The sequence below is a fragment of the Streptomyces sp. NPDC050263 genome, assembly GCF_040655955.1.
GTDB lineage: Bacteria > Actinomycetota > Actinomycetes > Streptomycetales > Streptomycetaceae > Streptomyces.
Map to the genome: position 1 here is coordinate 59,031 of NZ_JBFAKW010000026.1, position 24,392 is coordinate 83,422.

Annotated in this window: 2 protein-coding genes; both read right to left on the reverse strand. The window is 74.4% G+C overall.

Annotated elements, in window-relative coordinates:
- On the reverse strand, window positions 1-3,288 hold the full coding sequence (gene fabD / locus AB0J04_RS14965) for an ACP S-malonyltransferase (RefSeq protein WP_363168820.1): 3,288 nt from the start codon (window positions 3,286-3,288) through the stop codon (window positions 1-3).
- Window positions 3,285-24,341 carry an amino acid adenylation domain-containing protein gene (locus tag AB0J04_RS14970; RefSeq protein ID WP_363168821.1) on the reverse strand — a complete coding sequence of 7,019 codons (21,057 nt, stop codon included), beginning with the start codon at window positions 24,339-24,341 and terminating at the stop codon, window positions 3,285-3,287. Before AB0J04_RS14970 ends, fabD begins: the two co-directional genes overlap by 4 nt.
- Window positions 24,342-24,392: the final 51 nt, after the last annotated feature.

Genomic DNA, 24,392 nt, shown 5'->3' on the forward strand with positions numbered 1-24,392 from the left:
TCAGCCCTTGAACGCGGCGATCAGGCGGGCGGTCGCGGTCAGCAGGCGGTCGGCCACGACGTCGACGTTGCGGGCCTGCCAGGGTTCCAGGCCGGTGCCCTTGACCCACTGGTTGAAGGCGCCCATGGCGGGGCCGCAGTGGATCAGGTAGTCGACGCGCCGGCCGGGGGCGCCTTCGCGGGCCAGCGCGAATCCGTCGTCGAGGTAGGAGCGGAAGGCCAGCGCGAGTCGGCGCTTGGGGTCGGTCTCCGTTGCCGCGCAGGCGTCCTCGAAGGGGCGCCGCAGGTAGGTCTCCTCGATCTGCCGCCGGGTCCTGGCGTCGATGGCGTCGAACGAGTCGTGCATCCGCCACAACTGGTACAGCCGGTCGGCGCGGGCCGGGAGGAAGACGCCGCGCTTGACCGCTCGGGCCCGCACCCCGAGTTCGAACATCTCGCTCCACGGCGTCGGCTCGGTGTCCTGGACGTCGAGGCGCTGGAGCAGGTCCTTGACCTCGGGGCTGGTCGCGGCCTCCACCGTGCACTGGTTGACCGAGCCGGTGACCAGGAACTCCGCCCCGAGGACGAGCGCCGCCGCGGCGGCCTCCGGGGTGCCGATCCCGCCCGCCGCGCCCACGTGCACCTTCGGCGCGCCGGTGACGGCCAGGGCGTCGCGCAGCCGCAGTACCGCGGGCAGCAGCGTGGACAGGCCGGCCGCGCCGGTGAGCCAGCCGCCGTCCGCCTCGACGCACAGGTCGTCCGCCATCGGCAGCCCGGCCGCCCGGGCCGCCTGCCGCTCGGTCGCCTCGCCCCGCTCGACGAGGCCGCGCACCATGTCGTCGGGGGCGGGGCGCAGGAACGCCTCGGCGGTGTCCGCACGGGAGACCTTGGCGATGATCCGGCCGCCCCGGAGGCGGTACCTGACCAGGGCCGGGGTGATCCGCAGGAAGCCGGACGCCTCGACGGTCCCGACGCCGAGCCGCAGCAGCAGATCGACCAGCGCCCGTTCCTCCTCGGGGCAGGCGTGCCGGTGGAGCAGGTTCACGCCGAACGGCCCGCCGGGGCCCAACGAGGCCTGCACAGCGCGGATCCCGTCCTCGACCTCCGCGAGCGGCAGCCCGCCGGCGCCGAGGAAGCCCATGCCGCCGGCCTTGGCGAGCCGTACCACGAGCGCCTCGGACGAGACGCCGCCGTACATCCCGCCCGCCAGATAGGCCAGGCGCAGTCCGTAGCGGGCCCGGAATCCCTGCGCGCCCAGTTCCTCGCCGGACGGCCCGCGCCGGGCCACGGGAACCGGGGCGGCCGGGAGCGCCGGGGCGGGAGCGGGCGGTTCGGCGCGGGCCGGGGCCGGCACGGCGGTGGGCCGGGGCACGGCCGGGGGCCGTGGGCCGGGCTCGGCCGGGGGAAGCGCGAGCGGGGTCGAGGTCTCGCGGATCTTCCGGACCATCTTGGTCAGTGCCCGACCGGGCCCCAGCTCCTCGAACTCGAAGTCGCCCTCGGCCATGAGCCGGCGGACGGTGTCCACCCACCGCACCCGGCCGGTCATCTGACCGGCCAGCGTCTCGCGCACCCGGTCCGCGCGGTACGGCAGGGCGTCCAGGTTCGCGATCACCGGGATCCGCGGCGGCCGGAACTCGGTGACGTCCAGCAGTTCCCGGAACTCGTCGGCCGCGTCGCGCATGTGGCGGGAGTGGAAGGGGGCGCTCACGTTGAGCACCACCACCTGGGCGCCCCGCTCCTCGAACAGCGCCCGGACCCGGTCGATGTCGGCCGTGGGACCGGCCAGCACGATCTGCTCCGGGGCGTTGTGGTTGGCGATGTCCACGGCGGTCGGACCGGCCTCCGACAGCGTCGCCTCCACCAGGTCCAGGCTCAGCCCCAGCACCGCGGCCATGCGGCCGTCGGCGGAGCGGCTCATCAGCTCGCCACGCCGGGCGACCAGCCGCAGCCCGGTGGCGAAGTCGAAGACGTCCGCGGCGAGCAGCGCCGCGTACTCGCCGAGGCTGTGTCCGACGAGCCGGTCCGCCGGGCGCGGATCCTCGCGGGTGCGCCGCTGATGGGCCAGCGCCTCCACCACGTAGAGCGCGGGCTGGGTGAACTCGGTGCGTCGCAGCCGGCCTTCGGGGTTGTTCAGGCAGAGGTCGCGGATCGAGTAGCCGAGGATCTCGTCGGCCTGGGCGACCTGCTCGGGGAACTCGTCGAAGAGGTCCGCTCCCATGCCCTTGGCCTGGGAGCCCTGCCCGGGAAAGCCGTACACCTTCATCCTGCGAGGTCCTTTCGCGTGGGGTGCCGCAGCGGCCGTCGTCGGCACGGGCCCCGGCGCGGTCCGGCGGACGCCGCCGTCGCTCGCGCGCTCCCGTACTCGGGCCAGCCGATGGGTGTCACGGGTGAACGGAGTGAGCAGCGCCAGCGACTCCGAGCCCGAGTCGGGGCGGGCCGCGAGGTGGGCCCGCAGGAAGTTGTGGAGGGTGCCGGACGGCCCGGCGTCGACGTACAGGAACGGGCCCTGTGGTTCCAACTCCCCTATCGTGGCCGCGAATTCGATCGGGTCCCGGGCCACCCGCCACAGATGTCCGACGGTGACCTCGGTCAGCGGCGCGGCCGTCGCGCTGGAGATCATCGGGAGGCGGGGCGGACGGAACTCGACGTCCGCCCAGAGGGCGTCGAAGGCGGGCCTGGACGGGTCCATCAGCCGGGAGTGGAAGGCGTGGGACACCGGCACCCGCTGGTGGGCGATCTCCCTGGCCGTGAGGAGTCGCTCCGCGCGCTCCAGGGCGGCCGGCGGGCCGGACACGACGAAGTGGGCGTCGTAGTTGCGGCCCGCCAGGTCGAGGTCGCGGTGCAGGTCGGGTTCCCGGTCGTACAGGCCGGGTTCGGCGAGCACGGCGAGCATCCCGCCGGGCGCGGCGTCGGCCGCCGAGCGGGCCGTCCCGACGAGCCGTCGCAGACACTCGCCGGGTTCCAGGACCCCGGCCAGGACCGCCGCCGTGTACTCGCCGAGGCTGACGCCCAGCAGCAGGTCGGGGACGACGCCGTACGAGATCAGGGTCTCGGCGAGGGCCAGCTCCACCATCACGATCGCCGGGTGGGTGACGACGGTGTCGGTGAACGGCTCCGAGACCGGGTGGGAGGGGTCGTAGAGGCGGGCGACGACGGAGCCGCCCAGCTCCGGTGCGACGAGGGCGTCCAGGCGGTGCAGCGCGTCCCGGAACACCGGTTCGCCGTCGTAGAGTTCGCGGCCCATCTGGTAGGTCTGCGAGCCCTGGCCGGAGAACATGAAGACGGTCCGCCGACCGGTCGGCGTGGTCATCGGTCCTGGCCCCCGCTCGGAGCCGCGTCGGCCGACGTCCCGACGGCGGACGTCCCGGCAGCCGACTGCTCCGTGAGGTGGGTGGCCAGCGCGTCGAGCGTCGGGTGGTCGTACAGGACGGCGGCGTCCAAGGGGACGCCCAGAGCGTCGCCGACCTCGGAGGCGAAGGACATCCCGGTGATGGAGTCCACGCCGAGCTCCGCGAAGGACGCGCCCGCCGCGATGCGGTCGGGTGTCACCCGCAGCGTCCTGGCGAGGTGCTCCACCAGGAGTTCCCGCACCGCCGGTCCCGGCCCGCCGGACGGGGTCGGCGGGCGGGTCCGCGCGCCGGGGTGCCAGTGGCGCTCGCGTGCGAACGGGTAGGTGGGCAGCGGTACCCGGCGCGGCCGGACGGCCGTCCACAGGCGGTCCCAGTCGAGTTCGCCGCCCGCCGACCAGTGGTCGGCCAGCTCCGTCGACCGTCGCTCGGCGAGCCATCGCTCGACGGTGTCCGGCGCGGCCGGTGCGCCGCCGAAGACCCAGGGGTCGGAAGCCGTGCCCGCGACGAACTTCTCGAGAGCGCCGCGCAGTTCGGCGGTGTCCGCGACCACGAAGGCCACTCGGCTCGGCAGGGCGGTCCGTCCGGTCTGGAGGGTGTGGGCCAGCTCCGGGAGCGACACCGGCGGCCCGTCGCCGAGGAAGGCGAGCAGCCGTTCGGCCACCGCCCGCAGCCGGTCGTCGTCGCGCGCCGAGAGCGGGACGATCTGCGGTCCGGGCCGCGGCTGTTCCCGGCGCGGCTCGGCCGGGATGTACTCCTCCAGCACGAGGTGGGCGTTGGACCCGGTGGCGCCGAAGGAGCTGAGAGCGGCCCGTCGCGGTCCCCCGGTCGCGGGCTCGGGCCACGGCTGGGCCCGGTGCTGGAGGCGGAACGGCGTGTTCTCCAGGTCGAGCAACGGGTTGACGGTCTCGGAGTGCAGGGTGGGCACGAGGGTGCGGTGGTGGAGCTGGAGCACCGCCTTGGTCAGCCCGGCCACGCCGCCCGCCGACTCCGCGTGGCCGATGTTGGACTTCACCGATCCCAGGGCGCAGAAGCCGTTGTCGTCGGTGTGCCGGCGGAACGCCCGCACCAGGCCCTGGACCTCGATGGGATCACCGAGCCTGGTGCCCGTGCCGTGCGCCTCGACGCAGCCGATGGTGCGCGCGTCGACGCCGGCCCGGTCGAGCGCCTCGGTGACGACGGCGGCCTGGGCGACGGGACTGGGCACGCTGACCCCGCTGGCGGCGCCGACGTGACTGACGGCGGAGGACCGGATCACGGCGTAGATGTGGTCGCCGTCCCGCTCGGCGAGGTGCAGCGGCTTGAGGACGACGGCGCCGACGCCCTCCGCGGAGACCCACCCGTCGCCGTCCGCCCCGAACGAGCGGGAACGGCCGGTGCCGGAGTGCATGTTGACCGCGCCGTAGGTCTGGTATTTCGCGGGGTGCAGCGACAGGTTCACCCCGCCGGCGACGGCCACCTCGCTCTCCCCCCGGGCCAGGCTCTCCACCGCGAGGTGCACGGTGGTCAGGGACGAGGAGCAGAGCGTGTCCACCGCCATGCTCGGGCCGTGGAAGTCGCAGAAGAACGACACCCGGTTGGCGATCATTCCCTGGTTGAGGCTCACCGGCAGCGGTCGGCCGTCCACCGGCTCCGCCTGGGCGCCGATCAGGGAGTAGTCCTTGTGCATGACCCCGGCGAAGACGCCGACCGGGCGGCGCCGTTCGGGCCCCCGGGGCGCGACCAGCGTGGCCGGGGTGTAGCCGGCGTTCTCGATCGCCTCCCAGCAGGTTTCCAGGAACAGCCGCTCCTGCGGGTCGGTGATCTCCGCCTCGGGCCGGGAGATCCGGAAGAAGTCGGAGTCGAAGCGGTCGGCGTCGGAGAGAAAGCCGCCCCACCGGGACAGCGGCCGCTCCGTTGCGCTGGACAGCGTCTGCCACTCCCAGCGGTCCGTGGGGATCTCGGTGACGGAGTCGCGGCCCTGGAGGAGGTTGCGCCAGTACGCGCCGAGGTCGTCGGCGCCCGGGTACCGTCCGGCCATGCCGATCACGGCGACCGGGACGGGTGCGGAACGCGCGGAGGCGGCCGGGGCCCGGGCGGCGGAGAGCGTACGACGGGACAGCACGGGTCGTTCGAGCGGCGGGCGTCCGGTGGCCGGGCCGGTCCAGCCCTCCACCACGGCATGGGCGTTGGTGCCGCCGTCCGCGAAGCAGCTGACCGCCGCGACGAGCGGTGCGTCGGGCCAGGGGGCGAGGCCGCGGTGGAAGGTGAACGGGGTCGCGTCCAGGTCGAAGTGGGCCGGCGGCTCCTGACCGGACAGGAACGGCGCCAACTGCCGGTTGCGCAGCATCAGGACGACCTTGATGAACCCCGCGATGCCCTCCGCGCACTGCGGATGCCCGATGTTCGGCTTCACCGAGCCCAGGCTGACCGGCACTTCGGAGGAGTCCCGGTAGACGGCCCGGATCGCCTTGAGTTCGGTGAGGTCGTGCACCGCCGAACCGGCCGCGTTGGTCTCGACATGGGCCACGTCATCGGCCCGACGACCGCTGCGCTCCAGCGCCTTGGCCATCACCGCCCGCTGCGCGGCCGGGTTGGGCGAGGCGGGTCCGGCGGTGCGGCCGTCGTTGTTGACGGCGCTGCCCTTGAGCACCGCCTGCACCCGGTCGCCGTCGGCGAGGGCGCGGGCGAGCGGCTTGAGCACGACCACCCCGGCGCCCTCGGCGAGGACGATGCCGTCGGCCCGCCGGTCGAAGACATGGAACGCGGGCTCGGGGCTGAGCACCCCGCGCCGGTCGAACAGCCGGTGGCCGGCGTCGTCGGCGAGCAGGGTCACTCCGCCGACGACGGCGGCCTCCGCGTCGCCGTCGCGCAGCGCCTGCGCGGCGGCGTGCAGGGCGACCAGCGCGGACGAACACGCGGTGTCGACGACCACACTGGGCCCGCGCAGGTCGAAGTAGCGGGAGATGTTCGCGGCGAGGTAGTTCTGTCCGACGGCCACGATGGGGTTCCGGGTCCGGCTCAGCGTCGCGTCGTCGGGGAGGTGTCGGCTGCGGGCGCCGATGTAGACGCCGACGTCGCGGCCCTTGAGGTCGGTCGGCCGGTAGCCGGCGTCGCCGAGGGCGAACAGGGTCTCCTCCAGCAGGACCAGCGCCTGCGGGTCCATGGCGACGGCGTCCTCGTCGGACAGCAGGAAGAAGCCCGGGTCGAACCCGTCCCGGTCGATCAGCCCGGCGACCAGGCCGTCGTGACCGCCGCCCCAACGGTCCGCGGGGACGGGGGCGATGGCGCAGCGGCCTTCGCCGAGCAGCCGCCAGTAGGCGTCCAGGTCCGGCGCGCCGGGGAATCGGCAGGACATGCCGATGACGGCGATGTCGTGCGGTCCGACGGCGCCCTGGGGCGCGTACGCCGGAACGTCGGCGGGCACGGGACGCGGGCCGGGGAGGGGCTCCGGGCCGGGGACGGGCTCCGGGGCCGGCGCGGGTTCTCCGGCGGGCCCGGAGCCGAACGCCGCGGCGAACTCCGCCGGATGCTCCTGCGCCAGCCACCCCACGAACGACTCCACCGTGGAGTGGTCGATGAGTGCGGAGGGATCCGGTTCGACCCCCAGTCGGCTCCCGACCTTGCGCAGCAACTGCACCATCACGATCGAGTCCGTCCCGAAGTCCTCGATCGGCACGTCGGCGGCGAGCCTGGCCGGATCGAAGTGCAGCTGCTCGGCGATCAGGCCGAGCAGCCACGCGGCAGCGGCCTCGATGCCGTCCCCCGCGGGCGGGGTCGGGGCGGCGGGCCGGGCCGGGACGGCTGCGTGGGCCCGGGCGGCTTCCGGGAGTTCGACACGGCGTCGCATCAGCAGCTCGGGACGCCAGGCGGCCGCGTCGCGGATCACCGCGGGCAGGACCACGGGCCCCGCGCCGTGCGTCAGCAGATGGTCGAGCAGGGCGGTTCCCTCGGACTCGGACACACTGCCCAGACCGGTGCGGAGATAGCCGGGCCCAGGCGTCTCGTCGCCCATGCCCACACCGCTCCAGGACGGCCACTGGACGCTGAGCAGCGGCAGGCCGTGCGGCTTGGCCGTGGCCAGGTAGTCCGCGTAGGCGTTGGCCATGGCGTAGTCGCTCTGGCCGACGGCCGCACCGGGCACGACGGCCGCGACCGAGGAACACAGCGCGAAGAACCTCAGCGAGTGCCCCGCGAAGCAGTTCACCAGCGCGTCGAGACCCGCGACCTTGGGGTCCACCACGGCCCGGACGGCATCGGCCGGCTTGCCCACGAAGGCGAGATTGTCGCGGTCGGCGACGCCGGCGCAGTGGATGACACCGCCGACCGGCCCCAGCTCCCGTTCGGCCTCGCGCACCGCACGGGCCAGCTCGTCGGCGGCGGAGGCGGAACCGTCCAGCGGAACCGACAGCACCCGCACCCGCGCCCCGGCCCGCTCCAGGCCGATCAGCGCGTCCAGCCGGCGCCCGAGCGCATCGTCGCCGACGCGGGACTCCCAGTGGGCCCGGTCGGGCAGCCGCGTCCGGCCGGTGAGGACGAGCCGACGCACGCCCCAGTGCCGTACGGCGTGCCGGGCGAAGGCGAGGCCGAGGCCGCCGGTGCCGCCGGTGATCCAGAGCGTCTCGTTCTCGGGGAACGGGGTCATGCCGTCGCCGCGACCGGCGGTCGTCTCCCGCAACACGGCCCGCAACCGCTGACCGGACCGGTGGCACACCTCGGGGTCCTCCCCGGTGTCGGCGAGTTCGGCGGTGATCTGCCGGACCACCGTCAGGTCGTCGTCGAGCGGGTCGACGTCCACGTGCCGCGAGCGGACGTTGGCGTACTCGCTCTGGAGCATCCGGTACAGGCCGACCCGGGACGCGCCCGCGAGGTTGACCGGTTGCTCCAGGTCAAGGGTCTCCAGGCCCCGCGTGACGCCGAGCAGCACGACCGGCTCGGCGGCCGAGGCCCGCGCGACCGTCTGCTGCACCCAGGGCAGCCAGCCCTCGGGCTCGTCGTGCGATCCGGCGTTCGCGCACCCGGTCAGATCGACGCACGCCCGGAACCTCTCGGAATCGGCCAGGTCACCGGCCTCCAGCACCACCGCCTCCGGCAGCTGACGCGCGAGCCGCTCCGCCAGCTCCCGGGTGTCCGGGGTCGCGAGGACGGCGACCGGGCCGGGCAGCGCGCCGCCGGCGTCCGGGGCGGCCGGTTCCCAGCCCTTGGTGAGCAGCCGGGTGCCGTCCGGTGGCGGCGTCGGGGTGTTCCCGAGAGCGCCGGGATACCGCTCGTCCAGGTGCGCGGCCAGATCCCGGATGGTCGTGTACTCGAAGAGCAGCGTGGGCGGCAGGCTCTGTCCGATCGCCTGCTCCAGCCGGGTGACGAGCTCCAGGACGCTCACCGAGTCGATGCCCAACTCGTAGTAGCCGACGCCGATATCGAGCGTCCCGGGGTCCCGCGCCAGCCCGTCGGCCAGGAGTCGGCGCACGCGTTCCTGCGTGGACGTCGGCGACGTCCCGGCCCGGGCCTCGACTGCCTTGCCGGGCACGGCCGCAGAGCGGATCAGCTTGCTCGCCAACCCACGGACCTCGGCAAGCACGTGCCCGTCGCCGTCCACGAACTCGACGGTCAGCCGGGCGAGTTCGTCCCGCCGGGTCAGCGACGACCGCAGCACCCGGGCCGTGCAGGGGCCGTTGAGGGGAGCGACCGCGCGGAAGGACTCGACGTACATCGGCAGGAAGAACGCCTCTCCGGCACCGCCGTCCCCGGCCAGCAGCCCACCGGCCGCCACCGCACCGCCGAGCAGCAGCCCGGGATGGAAGAGATGCCCGCTGCTCTCGGCGCCGACCGGCGGCGTGAGTTCGGCGATCAGCTGCTCGGCGTCCTCCCACACCCGCCCACCGGCTCGAACGGCTCCGCTGTAGAGCTGCCCGAGACGGCCGTCCCGGTCGTAGAGCGCGCCCAGGTCCTCGGGTACGCCGGTCGGCTCGGGGGCGGCAGGCCGCTTCGCGAACCGCACTCGGTCCGTGCGGACCACCTCGGCGGTGGCGTAGGGCGAGGCGTCCGGCTGATCCCGGTCCTCGATCCGCACCGTCCAGCGGTCCCGGCCGACGGGGCTGCCGTCGAGGACGATCCGGACGGGCGCCTCGGGCGTCACGACCAGCGGGCGCAGCGCCGTCAGATCGCGCAGCTCCAGGGTGTCGTACGGGTGTCCCTGTTTGCGGAACGCCTGGTGGACGAGGTCGATGTAGGCGAGGGCGGGGAGCAGCAGTCGGCCGGAGACGCGATGGCCTGCGATGACGGGGGTGTCGGCGGTGAGGGTGATCTCCTCGTTCACGCTGGTCGTCCCAGGCGCCTCGGGCGCCCGGTACCAGCACCTGTCCCGCGCGAACGGATACCCCGGCAGCTCCACCCGCGCCGGCGACGTGCCGCCGTACGACCGCCGCCACTCGACGGCCTCCCCGGCGACCCAGGCGGCGGCCAGCGCCTCCGCGTCCGGCGTCTGCGCGCCCGGCGCCGCAGCGACGGCCGCGGGCCGCGCGGACCGTCGTACGACACCCGTCCGCACGCCGGGCGCGGCGTCGCCGTCGGCCCGGAACGCGTCGAGGCGGGCCGCCAGTTCGGCGCAGTCGTCGAAGACCACGGCCAGCCGATGGGCCATCGCCTCCCGGCCGGACTGAAGGGTGTGGGCGAGGGAGGCCGGGTCGGTGGCCGCGCCCTCGGTGCGCAGGAAGTCCGCCATCGTCGCGGCGTAGGCGTCGAGTCGGGCGCGGTCCCTGGCCGAGAGGGTGAGGACGTACGGTGCGCGGGCCTGGTGCGTGGCGTCGGGTCGGGGCTGCACGTACTCCTCCAGCAGGACATGGGCGTTGGAGCCGCCCGCGCCGAACGCGCTGACCGCGGCGGTGCGCGGCAGCGAGCGGCCCGTTGCGTCGACGCGCGGGGACCAGTCGGCCAGTTCGCGCTGTACGCGCAGCGGCGCCGCGTCGAAGTCGATGTTCGGGTTGAGCTGTTCGGCGTGCAGCGACGGGACCAGCAGGCCGTGCCGGAACTGCAGCAGCACCTTGGTGACGGCCGCCATGCCGGCCGCCGACTCGGCGTGCCCGATGTTGGACTTCACCGAGCCGATCGGGATCTTCCGACCAAGCGGCTCATGGCCTTTGAACGCGCGCAGCAGGCCGGTGACTTCGACCGGGTCGCCGAGGGAGGTGCCGGTGCCGTGGGCCTCGATGTAGTCCAGGTCGGCGGCCGTCCAGCCCGCGCGGGACAGCGCGTCGGCGACCAGGTCGCCCTGCGCCTTGGCGTTCGGGACGCTGAACCCCTTGCCCGCGCCGCCGTGGTTGACGGCGGACGCCTTGATCACGGCGAGGATCCGATCCCCGTCCGCCTCGGCGGCCGAGCGGCGCTTCAGCAGCACCGCGCCGGAGCCCTCGGCGGGCACATAGCCGTCGCCGTCCGCTCCGAAGCTGCGGCAGCGCCCGTCCGTGGACAGGAACCCGCCCCTGCTGAGCTGTAGGTACTTCAGCGGATGGCTGGAGATGTTCACCCCGCCGGCCACGGCCGTGTCGCAGTCCCCGCCCCGGATGGCCTGGCAGGCCAGGTGGATGGCGGCCAGCGAGGAGGAGCACATGGTGTCCAGGCCGACGCTCGGCCCGTCGAAGTCGAAGAAGTACGACACCCGGTTGGCGACGGAGGCGTACGAGGAGGAGGTCGCCACGCCCTCGCCGCGCAGCGCCTCCTCGACGCCGTAGAGCTGGTAGTGGCCGTACATCATGCCGACGAACACTCCGGTGCGGCTGCCGGCCATGCCCTCGCGGGTGAGACCGGCGTCCTCCATCAGGTGCCAGACCGTCTCCAGGAAGATCCGCTCCTGCGGGTCGATGTGGTCGGCCTCCAGTTGCGACATGCGGAAGAACAGCGGGTCGAACCGGTCCACGTCCCGCAGGAAGCCGCCCCACTTCCCGTACGACCTGCCCACGGCGTCCGGGTCGGGATCGAAGTAGCGCGAGTGGTCCCAGCGGTCCAGGGGGATCTCCTCGACGCAGTCCCGGCCCTCGCGCAGGTTGCGCCAGAACTCCCTCAGGTCGTCGGCCTGGGGGTAGCGTCCGCTCACGCCGACGATGACGATGTCGTCGTCCCGGCCGACCGGTCGGGGCTCAGGAGCATCGGGCAGGGTGACCGTGACGGTCGGGCGGGACACGGCTGCGGACACCGGGGCGGGAACCTCGCCCACGACCTCCGCCAGCCGCCCGCCGTGTTCCTCCAGGAAGTACCCGGCGAGTTCGGCCACCGTGAAGTACTCGAAGAACAGCGTCTTCGACAGCGGCCCGAAGTTCTTCTCCAGCTCCCGGGTCAGGCTCAGCACCAGCAGCGAGTCGATGCCGTACCGGTCGAACTGCTCGTCCGTGTCGATGTCCTCGACCGGCATCTTCAGCTCCTCGGCGAGGAGTTCGCGCAGGAACTGTTCGGTGGCGGCCCGCAGGTCCGGGGTGTCGGCCGCGGCGCGCGCGGGCAGGGCCCGCGTGGTGTGCTCGGCGTCCAGGGCCCGTTGGATCACGGCGGTGTCACCGGTGGCGAGCAGCAGCCGGGGCGCCCGGCCCGCCAGCGCCCGCTCGAGACCGTCGAGCGCAAGGTCCGAGGGGAGCGGGCTGAAGCCGAGTTCCCGCCGCATGGCCTGCCGGGCGGCGGCGTCCATGGTCATGCCGCCGTCCCGCCACAGCGGCCAGTTCACCGCGAGGCCGCGCCCGGGGCGGTGCTCCTCCCGGCGGCGCTGGACGAAGTGGTCCAAGTACGCGTTGGCGTAGGCGTAGTCGGACTGTCCGACGCTGCCCAGGACCGCCGCCGTGGAGGAGAAGGCGACGAAGTACTCCAGCGGTTCGTCCCGCGTCTCCTCGTCCAGCCACCGTGCGCCCAGCACCTTGGGCGCGAGTACGGCCTCGGCGTCCGTACGGGACTTGCGCAGGACGAAGCCGTCCCGCAGCACCCCGGCCGCGTGCAGCACGCCCGCGATCCGCCCGAACCTCTCGCGTGCGGTGCGGACCAGTGCGGTCACGTCCGCCCGCCGGGTGATGTCGGCCGTCACGTGGAGGATGCGCGTGCCACCGTCGACGAGCCGGTCGATCCGGGCCTGTGCTGCGGCCGACGGCACTGTCCTGGACGCGAGCACGATGGAGGCCCCGCGGGCCGCGAGCCGCTCGGCGAGGAGCAGTCCGATGCCGCCGGTGCCGCCGGTCACCAGATGGGCCCCGGGCGCGGCGAACGGCGAGACCGCGGCCGCGGCCGGCAGGGCGGCCGTCCGCCAGGCGCCGACCTGCCGCTGACGCCCGTCCGTACGGACCTCCACCGCGCTCTGGACGGCGCCGAGTTCGGCCGTGACGACCGCAGCGAGGTCGGCCCCGGCCGGGTGGGCGACGGCGGTCATCAGCAGACCCGGGTACTCGGCCCGTACCGCCCGCGCAAACCCGCTGATCGCCGCGTGCGCGGGCGCTCCCTCGGGGTGGACGTACAGATAGCGGACCGGTCCCGCGCTCCGGGCGATCCAGGCCCGGCAGAACGCGAGCGCGGTGTGGAAACCGTCGTCGAACGCTTCCCGTGCGTCCCCTTCCCCGGACGCCGGATGGACGACCGCGACCGGACCCGCCGCCGACTCGGCGACGAGCCGCTCCGGTTCGAACCCGGCCGTCGGGTCCACGGACACGACCCGGACGCCGGTCCGCTGGGCCAGCCGCTCGCCGAGGCCGTCGTCGCCGAGGACCACCAGGGTCTCGGGCAGCGGCGCACCGCCGTCGGCGCTGCTCTCCCGCCAGTACGGCTCGAAGGAGAGCAGCGGATCGGCAGGCTTCGGCAGTGCCCGCAGGGTGAACCGTTCGATGCGGGCCAGGACCGTGCCGTCGTCGTCCGTCAGCAGGATGTCGAAGACCCGCAGCCCGGCCGTGGAGCCGTCGTCGGTGCGTCGCGCGTAGGCGTGGCAGGCGTCGGGGAGCCGGTCGGCGGTCAGCTCCACCACCCCTGCCGAGTAGGGGAGACGGGCGGGCGCCTCCGGGTCGTCGTCCGGGTCGAAGGAGATGCTGCCGGCCGTCTGGAGCGCGGCGTCCATCAGCGCGGGGTGGAAGCGGTAGGCGCCGGCGCCTTCGCGCAGGTGCGGCGGGGTCGCCAGGCGGGCCAGCGCCTCGCCGTTGCCGGTCGTCAGCCGCTCCACGGCCCGGAAGGACGGCCCGTAGTGGAAGCCGGTCTCCTCGACGCGGCGGTAGTAGTCCGCACCGGTCGACTGTCGTGCGCAGCGCGCCCGGACGGCGTCCAGGTCGAGCTTCGCCGGGCCGTCCGGGGCGCCGGCGACGAGGACGCCGGTCATGTGCGGACGGCCGGCGGCGGTCAGGATCTCGAAGGCGGCGCCGTTGAGCCGGACCCGCAGATCCACGCTCTCTCCGGCGTCGACGGTGACCGGGGCCGCCCAGGTGACGTCCTCGACCCGGCGCACCGGCAGAGCGTCATCGCGCGACAACTCCCCGGCGGCTCGCGCCATTTCCAGCAGGACGACGCCGGGCAGGATCGGTGTCCCGCCCGCCACGTGGTCGCGGAGGTAGAACTCCCGCCCGGTGAGCCGCTTGCCGAACTCCTGGGCGCCGACGGTGGTTGCGGTCACGTCCAGCAGCGGGTGCGTGACGTCCCGGGTGACCCAGTGCCGGGTGCGCTCGAAGGGGTAGGTGGGCACCCGCACCCGGCGGACGGCCGCCCCCTCGTACAGCCCGGTCCAGTCGATGTCCTCCCCGCCGGTCCACAGGTCCGCGAGCGCGTCGAGGTCGTGCTCGCCCAGCAGCGCGTCCACGTACCGCTGCCAGGACGGGCCCCGCTCCTCCCGCCGGGCCGCCTTGACCCGTCCCTGGGAGACACCGGTCACCGGCTCCCCGGCGACGAACGCGTCCAGCAGGTCGAGCGCCTGCCGACGGTCCCCGGCGACGACCGCCAGCCGCTCCGGCATCGGGTCGCGGACCACCTGGAGGGTGTAGGCGACGTCCGCCAGGGCGGAGGCCTCCCCGCGCAGGTGCGCCGCGAGCCGCTCCGCGTAGGCGGTCAGCGCCGTCCGGCTGCGCGCCGACAGGACCAGCAGCACCGGGCGCGATGCGTCGCCCGCCGGTACGGCGTCCGCGGCGGGCGGCTCCTCCAGCACCAGGTGGGCGCCGGCGCCCCCGAACCCGAAGGAGCTGAGGCCCGCACGGCGGGGCAGCGCACGGCCCCGGTCGTCGCGGCCGGGCTCCCACGGGACGGACTCGGTGACGATCCGGAAGGGGCCGCCGTCCAGGTCGAGATAGCGGTTCGGCTCGACGACGTGCAGGCTCGCCGGGACGGTCCCGTGCCGCATCGCGAGCACCACCTTGAACAGGCCCGCCATCCCGGCCGCCGCCTCCAGGTGGCCGAGGTTGCTCTTCACCGAGCCCAGACCGCACGTCGGGGTCGCCGGCAGCGGCCTGCCCGCCTCCTCGTACAGGCGGGTGAAAGCGGTGCGCAGTCCGGTGACCTCGATCGGGTCGCCCAGCGCGGTGCCGGTGCCGTGCGCCTCGACATAGCCGACGGCGGCCGGGTCGGTGCCCGCGAGGCGGTGCGCGCGGGCGATGACGTCGGCCTGCGCGTCGGGGCTGGGGGCGGTCAGCGAGTTGGTGCGGCCGCCGTGGTTCACCGCGGAGCCCCGGATCACCGCGTGCACCGGGTCGCCGTCGCGCTCGGCCGCCGCGAGGTCCTTGAGGACCACCGCGCCGACGCCCTCGCCGCGTACGTATCCGTTGGCGCGGCTGTCGAACGTCTTGCAGCGGCCGTCCGCGCTGAGCATCTCGCTCTTGCTGAGGGCCACGTACAGCGACGGGTCGAGGATCAGGCTCACCCCGCCGGCGATCGCGAGGTCGCAACTGCCGTCGCGCAGCGCCGACACCGCCTGGTGGATCGCGGTCAGGGAGCTGGAGCAGGCGGTGTCCACGGCGACGCTGGGCCCGCGCAGATCGAGGAGGTAGGACACCCGGTTGGGGATGACGGACAGGGCGGCGCCGGTGATGGTGTGGGGGTCGGTGCCGCGCCCGGCGGCGCGCTGCACCTGAAGGTAGTCGGAGTTGGTGACGCCGAGGAAGACCCCGACCCGGCGGCCGGCCAGTTCGGACGGTCGCAGGCCCGCGTCCTCGATCGCCGTCCAGACCACTTCGAGGACCAGCCGTTGCTGCGGGTCCATGAGCTGCGCCTCGCGCGGGGAGATGCCGAAGAACGCTGCGTCGAACCGGTCCACGTCGGGTACGAAGCCTCCCCAGCGGGAGCGGGAGTGCTCGCCCTCGCGCGGATCGCCGGCCACTTCGCGCCAGTCCCAACGGTCGGCGGGGATCTCCTCGATCAGGTCGTGCCCGTCGGCCAGGTGCCGCCAGAAGACGTCCAGGTCGGGCGATTGCGGGAGACGGCCCGCCATGCCGAGGACGGCCACCCCGGACGAGGCTTCGGCGCGGCTGGGTTCGGCGGCCACGACCGGAGCGGGCACGGTCCGTGCCCCGTGACGGCTCCGCAGCTGCGGGTGGGCGTGCAGCAGGTGCTGCGCCATGGCGGTCACGGTGGGGTACTGGTAGAAGGCGGTCGGGAAGACCTCGACGCCGAGAACCTTGCCGACGCGGGTGCTCAGGGTGGTGAAGCCGACGGAGTTCAGGCCCAGTTCGCCGAGCGGCCGGTCCCGGGAGACGCGGTCCGCCGGCACTTCGGCGACCTCCGCCACCAGCCGGGTCAGCTCGTCCGCGAGGGGCTCCGCGAGCGGCTCCGGGCGGTCCTCCCGGGTTTCGACGGGGGCCGCGTCGCCGAACTCGGCCCGCAGTTCGTCCAGCGGCGCCGAACCGAGCCGCTTGCGGTCGGTCTTGCCGTTCAGGGTCTGCGGGAACTCCCGCAGCGGCACGAGGACGTCGGGGACCATGTAGTCCGGCAGCCAGGCGCGCAGCGGTGCGGGGTCGACCGGTTCGCCCGGTCCGGTGTGGAAGCCGCGCAGCATGACGCCGGTGCTCCCGGCCGCGGCGGCGGGCACCACCACGGCCTCGGCCACCCCGGGCAGCCTGCGCAGCGCGGCCTCGATCTCGCCGGGTTCGACGCGGTAGCCGCGCACCTTGACCTGGGCGTCGGCCCGACCGAGGTACTCCAGCGGGCCGTCGGGCAGCGACCGTACGAGATCCCCGGTGCGGTACAGGCGCGGGGAGAGCTCGGGGGTGAAGGGGTTGGGGACGAAACGGTCGGCGGTGAGGTCCGGGCGGCCCACATAACCGGTGGCCAGGCCGTCGCCGCCGATGTGGAGTTCGCCCGGGACGCCGGGCGGCACCGGTTGGCCGTGCTCGTCGAGGACCAGGAGCTGGGTGTTGGCGACGGCCCGGCCGAGGTGCACGCGCTCGCCGGTGCGCAGCCGGCCGACGGCGGACCAGATGGTCGTCTCGGTGGGGCCGTAGAGGTTCCAGGCCGTGCGGGTGCGGGCGGCCAGGGCGTCGGCGGTGTCCTGGTCGAGGGCTTCGCCGCCGCACAGGGCGGTCAGCCCGGGGTCGCCCGGCCAGCCCGCGGCGAGCAGCATCTTCCAGGTGCTCGGGGTGGCCTGCATGACGGTGGCGCCGCAACGCTCCAGGTGGCGGCGGAGCTTCAGGCCGTCCTTGGCGACGTCGGCGGGGGCGATCTCCACCCGGCCGCCCGCCACCAGCGGGAGGTACAGCTCCAGGGCGGCGATGTCGAAGCAGACGGTGGTCAGGGCGAGCAGTGTGTCGTCGGGGCCGAGGCCGGGCTCCTCCCGCATCGAGGTGAGGAAGTTGACCAGGGCGCGGTGCGGGACCGCTACGCCCTTGGGGCGGCCGGTGGAACCGGAGGTGTAGATGATGTAGGCGGTGTCCTCGGGCCCGGCCGCCCGCCCGGTGGACCGGGTCTCGCCATCGGGCCGGTCCATCCTGAGCCTCGGGACGGCGAGGTCGCCGAGGGCGCTCTCGGCCGTGCCGGTGGTGAGGACGAGGTGCAGCCGGGCGTCCTCGGCCATGTAGGTGAGGCGGTCGACGGGGAAGGTCGGGTCCAGCGGCACATAGCTGCCGCCTGCCTTGAGCACCGCGAGCAGCGCGACGGGCAGGTGCGGGCGATCGACGAGGACGCCGACGGCCCGGCCGGGTTCCACGCCGCGTGCCCGCAGTCGCCCGGCGAGCCGGTCCACGTGTTCGGTCAGCTCGCGATAGGTGAGCGACTCCGTGCCGCTGGTGACGGCGATCGCGTCGGGGCGGCGGGCGGCCTGCTCCTCGACCAGGTCGGTCAGGTTCCGCTCGCGGGGGTAGTCACGGCGGGCCCGCTGCCACTGTCCCTCCAGCCGCTGCCGTTCCTCGCCGGTGAGGAGGGGCAGCCGGCCGACCGGGCGGGTCGGTTCGGTCAGGGCGGAGCGCAGCAGGGCCAGGAAGTGGTCGCCGAGCCGGCGGACGGTGTCCTCGTCGAAGAGGTCGGGGTCGTACTTCAGGGTGAACGAGCAGTCGGCCGCCCCTTCGACGACCTCCAGGGTCAGATCGAACTCGCCCTCCTGGTGCACCCCGTCGAACACTGCGCGCACCAGGTCCCGGTCGCCGCCCTGCTCCACCCAGTTCTGGAAGTAGAAGGCCACCCGGAACAGATCGGCGGTGTCGGTGCGGCCCGCCTGGCGCATCGCCTCGGTGAGGGAGATCAGCGGGAAGTGGGAGTGCTCCAGGGCGTCCAGGACGGTGCGGTGCACCTGCCCGGAGAGGGCGCCGAAGTCCTGCTCGGGGTCGACGTCGGCCTGCAGGACGACCATGTTCATGAAGTAGCCGAGAGTGTCGTCGAACCGGGCCGAGGGACGCCCGGCGGCCGGGGTGCCGACCCTGATCCCGCGTTGCCGGGTGTAGCGGTGGAGCAGGGTGAAGAACCCGGACAGCATGACCCCGAACAGCGAGGTGCGCCGCTCGGCCGCGAACTCCCTTGCCGCCTGCACCAGTCGGGCGTCGATCCGGCCCTCGACGGCTGCTCCCCGGCGCCCTGGCAGCAGCGGGCGCGGACGGTCGTAGGGCAGCGCCGGCGGCTCGATGTCGCCGGCCAGGCGGCGCAGCCAGTAGTCGCGCAGGCGGGTGCCCTCGGGGCCGGCGAGCAGGTCGCGCTGCCAGGCGGTGAACTCGGCGAAGGCGCCCTCGACCCGCGGTGGGGCGGGGCGCCGTCCCGCCCTGGCCTCCCGGTAGCCGGTGGTCAGTTCGCGCAGGAAGGCGGCGATGGAGACGCCGTCGAAGACGATGTGGTGGAAGGCGAGCAGCAGCACCTGGCCGCCGTCGCCCTGGGTGAACAGGGTGACCCGCAGCAGTGGGCCGTGCTCCAGGTCGAAGGGGCGGCGCGCCTCCTCCCTGATCCGCTCGCGGACCGCCGGCTCGTCCGTGACGGCCAAGTACCGCTGCTGGAAGTGCAGTTCCTGCCAGGCGGCGACCGTACGCACCGGGCCTTCGTCGGTGGTGCGGATCGTGGAGCGCAGGCTGTCGTGCCGGTCGACGATGCCTTGGAGCGTCAGCCGCAGCGCGCCGACGTCCACGCCCGGGTCGAGGCGGAAGGCGAGCGGCAGGTTGTAGGCGTACGTGCCCGGGGTCGTGCGCTCGATGACCCACAGGGCGCGCTGGCCCTCCGAGAGGGGGTGCTCGGTCACCGGGCCCTCGGTGACGACGACCGGGGGCGGGAGCACGGCGGTTGTGACGCCGAGGAGGCCGGACTCGGCGTAGTGCCGGGCCAGTTCGCGCAGGGTCGGGTGGTCGTAGAAGTCGCCGAGCGAGACCGTCACGCCGAACGCGTCGGCGATCCCCGTGACGATCTTCATTCCGGTGAGCGAGTCGAAGCCGTACGACGCGAGCGGCCGGTCCGGGTCGATGTCCTCGTCGAGCTTGAGGCACCGTGCGACGACGGCCGCGAGCCGGTTCTGGAGCTCCCCGGAGGGGGCCGCCCGGGCGATCCGCGCCGCAGGCGCGGTGTCCGCGGCCGGGGAGTCCGGCGCGGCGGGGCGCAGGCCGTCGCTCTCGGAGACGATCACATGCTGGCCGCGCGGACGGCCGTCCGCACCTGTGCCGCCGGTCACCGTGACATCGCCGAAGCCCTGTTCCCGCAGCAGCCGTCGCCAGGTCTGCGGGGCGACCAACGGGGAGTCGGGCAGGCGCAGTTCGCCGTCGTCGAAGAGCCACCAGCCGTCCAGCACCCCGCCCACGACGGTGGTGGAGTCCCGGACCTCGGTCAGCTCGTTGAGGACCAGCCAGCCGTTCGGCCGCAGCAGGTCCTTGGCCTTGCCGAGGGTGGCGCGCAGGTCGCGGGTGGCGTGCACGACGTTGGTGGCGAGGACCATGTCGTACGTCCCGGGGGCGAAGCCCTGTTCCGCCAGGCCTCGTTCGAGGTCCAGGACACGGAAGTCGAGGAAGTCCGGGGTGCCGTACACGGGGCGCAGACGGGCCTCGGCGTGGTCGAGGAAGTGCTGCGAGATGTCGGTGAACCAGTAGGTGACGCGGTCGGCGTACGGCGCGAGCAGCGGCAGCACCGTGTCCGTGGTGGCGCCGGTGCCGGCCCCGAACTCGACCACGCGCAGCCGCTCCCCGGGGGCCAGTCGCGCGATCCGCTGCTCCAGGTAGGCGTCCACCGCGTCGCGGACCAGTTCGTTGAAGGAGTCGGTGAGCGGATTGGCCTTGTAGAAGTCCGCCACCAACGCCATCGAGGAGCCGGGGAACATGATCTCGGTGGCGCGTGTCTCCCCGCGCAGGATCTGCGGGTAGGAGAGCAGGAAGAGCCGGGTCAGGGTGACCGTCGCGGCCAGGTCGGGGTGGTCGGCGGCGATCCGCTCGAACTCCGGCTCCAGCGCCTCGGGCCCGTACGACCAGGCGGGATCGGCGTCGGCCGGCAGCCGCACCCGCCCGCCGTCGAACTCCACGTGTCCGGCGTCCCGCAGGATGTTCAGCAGCGCCTCGTACAGCCGCCGGAACTTCGGCAGGATGCCGAGCCGTTCGGCCAGCTCCTGCCGGTCGTGGCTGTCGCCCGGCCGCAGCAGGACGCCCATCCGCTGGAACACGCCGAGCACGGCGGGGCGGCAGACCTCGGTCAGCCGCTCGTACCCGGAGATCACGCTGACGACGCCCGGGGCGTCGTCGGCGCGCGGGCGCAGCAGGTGGGGTGCGGCCGTGCGCAGGGTCGGGGCGCCGTCGACGGCGGCCAGTCGGGCGGGCGGGGTCAGCGCGGCGCCCAGGGCCGCCAGGGCGCCGGCGTCGGCGTTGATCGGCAGCACCTGCGGCAGCCGGTTGCCCAGCACGCGTTCGACGGCGGACAGCCCGTCGGCGACGGAGAGTTCGCCGATGCCGAGGTCCTGGAAGATCTCCCGCAGGCCGGGCCGGGCGCCGGAGCCGATCTGGCCCCAGTACCCCCAGTCGACGACCCGGACCGGGTAGGGGCGCAGGTGCCCGAGGTGAGTCGCGTAGGCGTCCTGGAGAGCGGCCGCGCAGCTGTACGTGCCGTTGCCCGCCGTTCCGACGAGCGCGCCCACGGAGGAGAAGAACACCAGGAAGTCGAGCGGCTCGGCGCCGAAGACCCGGTCGGTCGCCACGCTGCCGTCGGCCTTGACCGCGAGCGCGGCGGCGAACGCCCCCTCGTCGAGTGCGGCCAGCGGGCCCGGGTCGAAGGTCATGGCCGCGTGGACGACCCCGTGGATCGCGCCGAAGCGGGCCTTCACCTCTCCGGCGGCCGCTCGCAGAGCCTCGGCGTCGCGGCAGTCGGCGCGCAGGTGGAGCACCTCGCCGCCGAGGGCGCGGGCGCGGTCGGCACAGGCCCGCTGCTCCTCGCCGAGCGGGCTGCGGCTGATCCACACCACCCTGGCCCGGTACCGCTCGGCGAGTCGCAGCGTCAGCTCCCGGCCGATGCCGCCGGTACCGCCGACGATCACGTACACGCCGTGTTCGCGGTAGGGCGGCCGCTGCGGCTCCGGCAGGTCGACCGGCTGGAGCGCGGGCACATAGCGCACGCCGTGCCGCAGCAGCACCGTACGGCCGGTGGAGTCGCAGGGCTCGTCCAGTACGGCCGCCAGCAGGGCCGCTCGGGAGGTCTCGTTCTCGGCCGTCTCGTGCTGGGAGAAGTCGAGACACACCGCCCTGAGCTCCGGGCGCTCCTTGGGCAGGACCCGGACCAGCCCGTGCAGCCCGGCGGCGAAGGGGTTGGCCACGGGGTCGCCGAAGGCCGCCGCGGCGTCGCTCGTCACGACCGTCAGGCGCACCCGGCGGCCGTCGTCGGCCGGTTGTCCGGCCCAGCGGAACAGGGCCAGCACTCCGCGCCGGTGACTGTCCGCCAGCGCGCCGGGATCCCCGGCAGGGCCCTGCCCGTACGGGCGGATGCCGCCGAGGTGGTAGACGCGGTCCACCGGACCGGCCTCGGCCAGCGCCCGGACGAGGTCGTCCCGGTCGAGGTCGACGATCCGGGTGTCGTCGTCGCGGTGGTGCCGGGCGATGCCCTCCGCCAGCGGGGCGGCGTCGCACGAGGTCAGGATCAGCACCCGCGGGGAACCGGCGCCGTCGGCACCGGAATCGGACGCGGGCAGCCGCTCGGGCACCCAGGTCGGGCGGTAGCAGACCATGGCGGACGATTCCGCCGCCGCGGTCACGGGGGACGGCTGCGAGGCCGGCTGCCCGGCAGCGGCGGGCGCGGTGGGCCGGGGCAGGGGCGGCAGCCAGTACCGTTTGCGCGCGAACGGATAGGTGGGCAGCCCCACGCGGCGTGCGCCGCCTTCGGGGTGCAGCCGGGCCCAGTCCACCTCGGCGCCCCGGGTCCAGCACTCGGCCACCGTGCGCAGGTCGCCCTCGCGCAGGGCCCGTTCCAGGCGGGCCTTGTCCTCCTCCGCGGTCCGGCGTACCGGGGCCGTCCCCGTGAGCACGGACTCGGCCGCCGGGTCGCCGGCGGCGAACGCGTGCAGCCGGTCGCGGGCCTCGGCCAGATCGGCGGCGGGGAAGGCGAGCCGCGCCGGCAGTTCCTCGCGCCCGCTCTGGAGGGTGTGGGCGAGATCGGCGAGCGAGATCCGTTGCGGCCGTTGCGCCGGCTCCGCCGGGTGCGCGGCCTCCGTCGGGCGGTCCGTCAGCAGCGGGGCGATCTCCTGGACGGTGGTGCTCCCGGTGACGGGGATCCCGCTCGCCCGCTCGCCGAACGCCGCTTCGAGCTTCTCGGCCAGGTGCGCCGACTCGGCCGCGCCGAAGCCGTATTCGCCCAGCGGTGTGGCCGGGTCGAGGTCGTCGCTGCGGACGTCGAGCACCTCCGCGGTCAACCGCAGGCAGACGGCCTCCACGCGCGTGACCTCCACGCGCGCGGCCTCGGCGCGTGTGGCTTCGACGCGTGTGGCTTCGGCGCGTGTGGCTTCGGCGCGTGTGGCTTCGGCGCGTGTGGCCTCGGCGCGTGTGGCCTCGGCGCGTGTGGCTTCGGCGCGTGTGGCCTCCGCCGCGTTCTGGCTCGGGGCGGCGGGGCGCTCCAGGAACGCGGCGAGCCGTGCGGCGGACGCGCGCAGCCGCTCCTCGTCGCGTGCCGACAGCACCACCAGTTGCGGACCGGCCGCCACGGGGGCCGCCGCCCGCGCCGGCTCGGCGTCCGCCCGGTACTCCTCCACGATCAGGTGGGCGTTGGCCCCGCCGCCGCCGAAGGAGCTGACCGCGCCCCTGCGCGGCAGCTCCGCGCGCCGGCCGTCGGTGCGGAGCACGACCGGCCGCGGCCAGGGCTGCGCCTCCTGCGGGACGAAGAAGGGGGTGCCGGTGAGGTCGATGTCCGGGTTCGGCTCGGCGGAGTGCAGCGAAGGCGCGATGGTCCCGTGGCGGAGCTGCATCAGCATCTTCGTGAGGCCCGCGATGCCGGCGGCGGACTCCAGGTGACCGATGTTGGACTTCAGCGAGCCGACCGCGCAGCGCTCCACCCCCTGGGCCAGGTCGTCGTCGACCCGCTCGCGGAACGCCTCGCTCAGGCCGGAGATCTCGATCGGGTCGCCCAACGGCGTGCCGGTGCCGTGCGCCTCGACGCAGCCGATGGTGCGCGGGTCGATTCCGGCCCGGCGCAGACTCGCCCTGATCACCTCGGCCTGCGCCTGAGGACTGGGCACGGTGTAACCACCGGTCTTGCCGCCGGAGTTGACGGCGGAAGCCCGGATGACGCCGAGGACGCGGTCGCCGTCCGCGACGGCCCGGCTCAACGGCTTCAGCAGGACCGCGCCGACGCCCTCTCCGTCCACGAACCCGTCGGCGCCCTTGCCGAAGGCGCGGCAGCGGTCTCCCGGCGACGTCATGCCGTTGTCGGCCAGGGTGCGCAGGTGGGACTCGTGCAGGATCAGGTTCACGCCGCCGGCGACCGCCACCGAGCACTCCCCCGACCGCAGGCTCTCGCAGGCCAGGTGCACGGCGGTGAGGGAGGACGAGCACGCCGTGTTGAGGGTGAGGCTGGGGCCGCGGAAGTCCAGGACGTACGAGACCCGGTTGGCGATGGACCAGTGGTTGGCGCGGGCCGCGTTGGCCACGCCCAGGGCGGCGGCCTCCCCGCCCATCCACTCGTAGTCGCTGTTCATCACCCCGGCGAAGACGCCCACCGGATGGTGCTCCCGGGCGAGGCGGCGGGGCGGGTAACCGGCGTCCTCCAGGGCCGCCCACACGGTCTCCAGGAAGACGCGCTCCTGGGGGTCCATGCTCTCGGCCTCGACGGGCGCGATGCCGAAGAACAGCGGGTCGAACGCGTCGGCGTCGTCGATCAGCCCGGCCCACCGGCGGTCGGTCGGCGGGCCGCCGCCGGGACGCGCTGCCCGCGGTCCCCGCTCGGGCGGGAACTCCTGGACGCAGTGGTCGCCGTCGCGGGCCCGCGCCCACAGCTCGTCCGGGGTCCCGGCCCGCGGGTACCGCCCGGCCAGACCGATGACGGCGATGCCCTCCACGATCCCCGGCTTCGCCGCCGTCTCCGGCCTCGCCGCCGTCTCCGGTTCAGCCGCCGTCTCCGGTTCAGCCGCCGTCTCCGGCTTCGCCTGCGCACTCCGCAGAAGCCGCAGCAGTGCCTTGCGCTTGTCGTCCATGTCCGAACCCCTGCCTGCCCGCGCGCATGCGTTCCGCCTCCACCATCACTG